Origin of the sequence: Pseudomonas sp. K5002 (assembly GCF_013386655.1) — a bacterium.
Lineage (GTDB): Bacteria > Pseudomonadota > Gammaproteobacteria > Pseudomonadales > Pseudomonadaceae > Aquipseudomonas.
Genome location: NZ_JACARK010000159.1, coordinates 1 through 6,851, shown reverse-complemented (window position 1 = coordinate 6,851; position 6,851 = coordinate 1). Strand labels below are relative to the sequence as shown.

Genomic DNA, 6,851 nt, shown 5'->3' with positions numbered 1-6,851 from the left:
AGGTGCGTGGCCTGGCCGGGCGAACCGCCACGGCGACCGATGAAGTCGGGGTGATGGTGGCGGATATCCAGCAGCGGACCGCCCAGGTGGTGGAGCAGATCCGGCAATTGTCGGCGGATCTGCAATCCGGTGTAGAGCAGGTGGAGCACGCCGGCGAGCAACTGGACAGCATCGCCAGCCTGGCAGCGGATGTCGAAGGCCAGGTCAATGAAATCGCTCAGGGCACCGACACCAACCGCGCCCAACTCGACAGCTTGTTCCATGCGGTGGAGCAGATGCGCAGCGATTTGACCGTCAGCGACCAGCAGACCCAACAGTTGGCCGCCGCCGCCGTACAAATGGAAGGCCAGGCTGAAACCATCAGCGAGCGCCTTGCCGAGGTCGGCCTGGATGACTACCACCAGCGCATCTATGACCTGGCACGCGAAGGCGCGAGCCGCATTGCCGCGCAGTTTGAAGCCGACGTCCTGCAAAACCGCATCAGCCTCGATGACCTGTTCGACCGCAGCTATACCGCCATTCCCAACACGCGGCCAAGCAAGTACCACACGCGTTTTGACGGCTACACCGACCAGGTGCTGCCGGCCATCCAGGAAGCTCTGTTGCCCCGGCATGAGGGCCTGGTATTCGCCATCGCCTGCACGCCACAGGGTTATGTGCCAACCCACAACAAGGTGTTCTCCCAAGCGTTGACCGGCGATGCCCAAGTGGACGCGTTACAAAATCGTACCAAGCGCAAGTTTGAAGACCGCACGGGAATCCGCTGCGGCAGCCACCAGCAGGCGGTGTTGTTGCAGACCTACACTCGCGATACCGGTGAGTTGATGCACGATCTGTCGGTGCCGATCACGGTCAATGGCCGGCATTGGGGTGGCTTGCGCCTGGGCTACAGGCCTGAGGGCCGCTGACCCACGAGGGCGATTGTTGCAGGTAATGCAAGGGAGCTATTCCGGGGATAGCTTTTTCCAACTGGAAGAAAACCGTAGCATGGCGAACATTGTTAGCCAGCTAACTAATTTTCCGGAGGCGCTCCATGCAAACCAAAGTCGATGTGGCTGTGATGATTGGCAGTGGCGTACCGCCCACCCTGCGTGCGCTGGGGCAAAAGGCCTGTTGGGTAGTGTTGCTCAATGGCGAGCAGCGCGGCACGGCGTTCGCCAGCCGCGATGAGGCTGAAGAGTGCAGGGCTGCCTGGGAGGCGCTGTTGCACCTGGAGCAGTCAGACAGCCTGCATTGAAGGCTCAGGGTTGCTGGTGCAGGCGCTGGTTCAGCTCATCGACCGCAATTGCCCAGACTGCGTCTTCACGCAGTTCATCCTTAAGGAATTGGGCTTGTTGCGGTGACCAGAAATCCGCGTCAATCAGCTTTACGTCATTGGGCAGGGTGTGTTTGCCGATAAAATCGTCAATCCCTTCGGGTGACGAATCTTCTCCAAGTTGTTCAAACAGGTCTTCGAGGGTGTAGGTCTGCGCTTCCATATCGTTCTCCATGCGGGCTGATCATCGTATGCATGGGAGGGTTGTTGCGGGACAGAGTTCGATCGGATTGTCGCGCCGGGTAATCAGGAGGTCAGCGCGCCGGAATCAACGGCGGCCTTAAGGGCTTTTGCGGCTTCCTTGGCAGCCGTGTTGGCAGCGTCTACGGTTTTGAACCAGCGGTCCTTTTCTACTTGGTGAGTCGTCACGGTGGTCAGGGGAGCCTTGGCCCGCATCACAATCACGGCCTGGAACTCACCGTCTACTTCCCTGGCTTCGCCATGGATGAAAAATTCGCCAATATCAAATTCCGTCACGTATAGCCTTCCCTTGGAGGTAATTGCGCTGATGAAACCTGAACCGCAAGGGCACAAATCTCAATGGACGGACCAGTATGGCAGTTGTTACGCGCTGGCGGCGCAGTAAAGTCAACCAGATGACGAAACGCCAGCCGCGCCTCAGCCGTGTGGCGCTTGCAGGATGGCTTCCAGCTGTCGGGCCAGTTCGCAGGCCTGGCTATGGCCGCTGCGAAAACCTTTGATCCGCCCACTGGGCACTTCAAGGATATGGAAAAAGTTTCTCCCGGCGGGGACTACCCGATAGAGCGCCGAATGCAGGCAACTGTCGTGGGTGTATAGGGAGTAGAATTGCCCGTCATCGATAAAAGATGAACCTGTGTTCGAAGGTGTGGCAATCGGTTGAGGTCGTTGCATAATCAGCTCCTGTCGATCGACATTGCGTACCCGCTTGCAGTATTTCGAGTGGTTTTGACCCGTGTTGCTGTTTTAGTATTGTCGTCAGTGTCCGGCGTCCGGTTCCATCCAAAGCATTAGTTTCTGTGTTGGATGTCGGAAACTGCATTTTTTAAAGGGTTATTGTCTGAAGTGGGTCGGCCAGTATTCTCTGGTCGTTAAACCTGTGATTTCCTGCAACGCCTGGCGACCTGCGTAAGGTGCGTCGGGCACGCCTGTACTAGTCTCATGGCCTGGCAGCGTGATCTTCTTCAGTTTTTATCAGTGGATTTGTTGTGTGATCGTGCCGTTTCCGGCCGTTTTTTTGTGCTGCCCGCTTGGGCGGACAGCACCCTTTTGATGTGAGGGCGTTTCCTTGGCAGTCAGTAATCTGGATATGCACGCGTTATTCGTGCTGGGTGATTTGCGCGCAAAGTTGGTCAAGCAGTTTCAATCCCGTTTCGTCTACGTCACTGAGCAGACACCTGAAGGTATCTACATCGCCGAGATCGATACCGAAGCGGCATTGGTGGTGGACGACAAGCCGCGCCTGGAACTCAAGGTCGGTGATCATTTCCGGGCCGCTGTATTGCCCAGCCGCGAAGGCGGCAAGTTCGAACTGAAGTTTCGCGATATCAAGTTGACGGTGTATGGCCTGGGCGATTACGCCTTTGTGTCCTCGGCCGAAGGCCAGGGCATCGTGTTCAAGGAAGGCCACAGCGTGATGCTGGTGTTTGCCGCCAATGAGCAGTTGGTAGAAGGCCTGACCAAGACCCTGAAGGCCGTCACCGGCAAGGCCGCCAAATGGCGCAAGGGTGAACTCGTGACCTTCAAGGCCAGCGAGTAATGAGCCAGGGTAGGGCGCAGTTCCACGAGCAGCACCTGCTCGATGCCCAAGCCACGGCGGCTCAATTGTTTGCCCGCAAGGCCGAGTTGCAGGGCGCCTGGTTGAGCTGGGTCGCCGGCCAACTGTATGAACTCAAGCCCGCCGAATTCGCCAGCATGGTGCGCCGCGAGTTGCAGCGGCTGAACAATCCTGCGTAAAAACCGGCAACCTGCCATGTTCCCCGGAACCTCTACTACAGTTGAGTTGACTTAAGTATTCAGAGGCTTCGCGGTGTTACAGCAAAGCCATTCGCGATTGCTGTAAGGCATGAGGTGCAAAGCATGAAAGGAATTCGAGCACTGTTGGCAGCCTCACTGACGACCCTGAGTCTGTCGGTGGCGTCGCTGCCGGTATCAGCGGCCCAGGCGCCGATTCATTTTGCCGACCTGAACTGGGAAAGCGGCAGCCTGATCACCGAGGTGCTGCGGGTGATTGTCGAAAAGGGCTATGACTTGCCCACCGACACCTTGCCCGGCACCACCATCACCCTGGAAACCGCCCTGGCGAAAAACGACATCCAGGTGATCGGCGAAGAGTGGGCCGGCCGCAGCCCGGTGTGGGTCAAGGCCGAGGCCGAAGGCAAAGTGGTGGGCCTTGGGGATATCGTCAAGGGCGCCACTGAAGGCTGGTGGGTGCCCGAGTACGTGGTCAAGGGCGACCCGGCCAAAGGCATCAAGCCCCTCGCGCCGGACCTGCGCAGCGTGAAGGATCTGGCGCGCTACAAGGACGTGTTCAAGGACCCGGAAGCACCGAGCAAGGGCCGTTTCCTCAACAGCCCGATTGGCTGGACCTCGGAAGTGGTCAACAAGCAAAAGCTCAAGGCCTACGGGCTTGACGACAGCTATGTGAATTTCCGCAGTGGTTCGGGTGCTGCGCTGGATGCCGAGATTGCTTCCTCGATCCGCCGGGGCAAGCCGGTGCTGTTCTATTACTGGTCGCCTACACCGTTGATGGGGCGCTACAAGCTGATCCAGCTGGAAGAGCCGCCATTTGATGCCGAGGCGTGGAAGACGCTGACCGATGCAGACAATCCTGACCCGAAACCTACACGTTCCCTGGCCTCCAAGCTGAGCATCGGTGTGTCCACGCCGTTCCAGAAGGAGCATCCGCAGATCGCCGAGTTCTTTGCCAAGGTCGACTTTCCGATCGAGCCGCTGAACAAGGCGCTGGCCGAAATGAGCGAGAAGCACAGCCAGCCGCGAGAAGTCGCCCAGGCATTCCTCAAGGATCATCCGGAAGTCTGGAAGGCGTGGCTGACTGAGGATGTGGCGCAGAAGGTCGAAGCCAGCCTGAAGTAACACCGATATAACAGCCCGATTGCGATCAAAAATGTGCGAGCGGGCTTGCTCGCGAAAGCGGTTTTTCAGCCAACATTTGTATTGACTGACTCACCGCTTTCGCGAGCAAGCCCGCTCCCACACTGACCTCATTCTTGCCTTGAAACTTGCTGGGCTTTAGAACTTCGTCTGCACCGCCAGCTCAAACGTCCTCGGCGACCCCAGGTAATACGCCGGCGACACATGGGCAAACTCGGCGTACACCTCATTGGTCAGGTTGCGCACCCGGCCCGTCACGGAGGTGTGTTGATCCACCTTGTAAGTCAAAAACGTCCCGAACAAGGTATACGCCGGCACCGTCAGGGTGTTGGCGTTATCGGCATACACCGACGCCACATACCGCGCATCCACACCTCCCTGCCAATCCTCCGCAAAGTCATAGGTCAGCCACAGATTACCCACCTGCCTGGGCACATTGGTCGGCGTATTGCCCTTGCGCGACACCACGGCACCGCTGGCGGTTTTCTCGTTGAAGTCCTCGTATTCGGCATCGACCCAGGCGTAGTTGCCCTCCAGCAATAGCTTGGGCGTGACCCGCAACGAACTGGCCAGCTCGATACCCTTGGACGTCTGCGCGCCCACCGGAATGCTATTGGTCGGGTCCAGCGGGTCGGTGACGGCGAAGTCCTTGCGCTCGATCCGGTAGGCGGCCACCGTGGCGGAGCCGCGACCGTCCATGTAATCGAACTTGCTGCCCACTTCCCATTGCTTGCCGGTGGACACATCGAACACCTGGGTGGTGCTGCTCGGCTGTTCGGCAGCGGTGCTGTATTGCACGTAGACATTGGCTTGCGGGATGAACTGATACGTCAGGCCAATCCGCCCGGTCACCGGCTCCCAACTGCGTTTGACATGCCGCGGATTGCTGGCGGTGATATCCCGGTGGTTGGTGACTTCAAGGTCAATCGCGTCGTAGCGCAGGCCGGTGAGCAACGACAGCTTGTCGGTCAGGCCCAGGCGGTTCTCGAGGAACAATGCCTTGGTGGTGACGGCGTTGGTCTTGTCCGGATCGAAACCGGGCTTGGTGCCCGGGATGTCATAGAAATGCCCGGGATCATAGTTGTTCGGGTCCACCGTACTGTTGCCTGCCACATTCAACGGATTGTTGGTGGTGCTGTTGACCTTGTACTCGAAGCCGCCCGACCACGTGGTGCTCAAGCCGAAGAACGTGTCGTCATGGCGCAGCTCGAACTGGTTGCCGTTCTGCTCACCCTGGTGCCGTACCTGATAGGCCGTCGAGCGATTCACTGCGCTGTTATCAGCGTTGTACTGGTAGGTTTCCAGGTTGCGATAGTCGCGCTGGCTGTCGAGGTGATAGAGGGTATTTTTCAGCGTGGTGCTGTCATTGATCCGGTAGTCGATGATCGAGCGCACCCAGATCGTGCGTTGCTCATAACGACCGTCGGCCACGTTGTAGTTGTTGAAGCGGTTGTGTTTGTCGATCTTCAACTCGCCCGACTTCGGGTTGAGCACCGGTGTGCCCCAGTAGGGGCTGTCCTCGTGTTCGTCCTGATATTCCAGGGCCAGGGTGTGGGACAGGTTCGGGGTGAAATCACTCAGCAGGGAAAACGCGACGCTCCAGGCAGCGCGCTGCTGGCGATCGATATAGGTGTGGTTGGTGTTGCGGCTTACGTCCAGGCGCGCGTAATGCTGGACCTCGGCGCCCGGCTCGGTCAGGGCGTGGTTCAGGCCGAAGGCCATTCCGGCAGTGTCGTAGCTGCCATAGGTGAGCTGACCTTCGGCGGCCTGTTCCTCACGGGTGGCCAGCTTGGTCACGTAGTTCAGCGAACCACCGACGGAGCCGGCGCCGTTGATCAGCGAGGAGGGCCCGCCCACCAGTTCGACCCGGTCATAAATCCACGCATCCACGGGGCGAGCCAGGCCGCCGGACACCGCGACGCCATTGAACATCTGGGTAATCTGGCTGCTGGTAAACCCTCGATAGGAAATGAAACCGCCAAACCCCGGCGGCGCGCTGGCGTTGACCCCGGGCAGGGTATTGGCCGCGTCCTGGAAGGTCTTGGCGCCTCGGCGCTCGATGTCATTGCGGTTGGCAATGCTGATGGACGCCGGGGTTTCCCGCACGCTCAGCCCCAGGCGCGAGGCCATGCCACTGGACTGATCCAGCGCCAGGCCGGCATCACCGGTTTGCTCGCCTTCAATGGTGGTCGTTGCCAGCTCAATCGCCCAGGTGCTGACAGGCAGGCAGCCGAACAGGCCCGCCAAAAGGGGTAAATGTTTCATGGTTGAATCCTGAAAAACTTGGCTTGAAAACAACCCAGTGCCGTCCGCACTCCCGGGGGAGGCAGCCGCGTGGGCCAATCAGAAAAGCGCAGGTATCAGGCGAAGGCGGGCGGGGCGCGCGGATTAGCCGCAGGCCAGGTGAAGCGGGCAGGGATGTCGGCACTGGCAACGATGGCGG

General features: G+C 59.2%; 9 protein-coding genes and 1 pseudogene. 5 read left to right on the top strand and 5 right to left on the bottom strand.

Translation table 11 applies throughout. The features are described 5' to 3' along the window. The coding region (locus HX846_RS08820; RefSeq protein WP_178965279.1) for a methyl-accepting chemotaxis protein at positions 1 to 908 on the top strand (908 nt) is incomplete at its 5' end. A 125-nt stretch (positions 909 to 1,033) separates the two neighbouring features. Then, complete coding sequence (locus HX846_RS08815; protein ID WP_003214710.1) at positions 1,034 to 1,237, top strand: hypothetical protein; 204 nt, start codon at positions 1,034 to 1,036, stop codon at positions 1,235 to 1,237. 4 nt (positions 1,238 to 1,241) lie between these two features. Here the strand turns inward: HX846_RS08815 and HX846_RS08810 are convergent, their stop codons facing one another. The 3 genes from HX846_RS08810 to HX846_RS08800 all read right to left on the bottom strand — a co-directional run bounded on the left by HX846_RS08810 (position 1,242) and on the right by HX846_RS08800 (position 2,188). Beyond that, positions 1,242 to 1,478, bottom strand: a complete 237-nt coding sequence (locus HX846_RS08810; RefSeq protein ID WP_003214711.1) for a DUF2789 domain-containing protein — start codon at positions 1,476 to 1,478, stop codon at positions 1,242 to 1,244. Between the two features lie 83 nt (positions 1,479 to 1,561). Next, positions 1,562 to 1,792: a hypothetical protein gene (locus HX846_RS08805; RefSeq protein WP_003214713.1), complete on the bottom strand. Its 231-nt coding sequence runs from the start codon at positions 1,790 to 1,792 to the stop codon at positions 1,562 to 1,564. Between the two features lie 141 nt (positions 1,793 to 1,933). Continuing rightward, positions 1,934 to 2,188 (bottom strand): hypothetical protein, encoded by a 255-nt coding sequence (locus tag HX846_RS08800; protein WP_083853233.1) that lies wholly within the window; start codon positions 2,186 to 2,188, stop codon positions 1,934 to 1,936. Between the two features lie 415 nt (positions 2,189 to 2,603). Between HX846_RS08800 and HX846_RS08795 the strand changes: the two genes are divergently transcribed. From HX846_RS08795 to HX846_RS08785, 3 genes are all read left to right on the top strand, one after another. After that, on the top strand, positions 2,604 to 3,053 hold the full coding sequence (locus HX846_RS08795) for a hypothetical protein (protein WP_003214715.1): 450 nt from the start codon (positions 2,604 to 2,606) through the stop codon (positions 3,051 to 3,053). After that, positions 3,053 to 3,250 (top strand): hypothetical protein, encoded by a 198-nt coding sequence (locus tag HX846_RS08790; RefSeq protein ID WP_008437165.1) that lies wholly within the window; start codon positions 3,053 to 3,055, stop codon positions 3,248 to 3,250. Before HX846_RS08795 ends, HX846_RS08790 begins: the two co-directional genes overlap by 1 nt. Before the next feature lie 123 nt (positions 3,251 to 3,373). After that, positions 3,374 to 4,390, top strand: a complete 1,017-nt coding sequence (locus HX846_RS08785; RefSeq protein WP_008437166.1) for an ABC transporter substrate-binding protein — start codon at positions 3,374 to 3,376, stop codon at positions 4,388 to 4,390. A gap of 156 nt (positions 4,391 to 4,546) precedes the next feature. Here HX846_RS08785 and HX846_RS08780 read toward each other — a convergent pair whose 3' ends face one another. Together HX846_RS08780 and HX846_RS39510 are read right to left on the bottom strand one after the other, a co-directional pair. After that, positions 4,547 to 6,673: a TonB-dependent siderophore receptor gene (locus HX846_RS08780; RefSeq protein WP_178965278.1), complete on the bottom strand. Its 2,127-nt coding sequence runs from the start codon at positions 6,671 to 6,673 to the stop codon at positions 4,547 to 4,549. Between the two features lie 95 nt (positions 6,674 to 6,768). Then, positions 6,769 to 6,851 (bottom strand): annotated as a pseudogene (locus HX846_RS39510) (DUF2946 domain-containing protein); the annotation flags it as partial.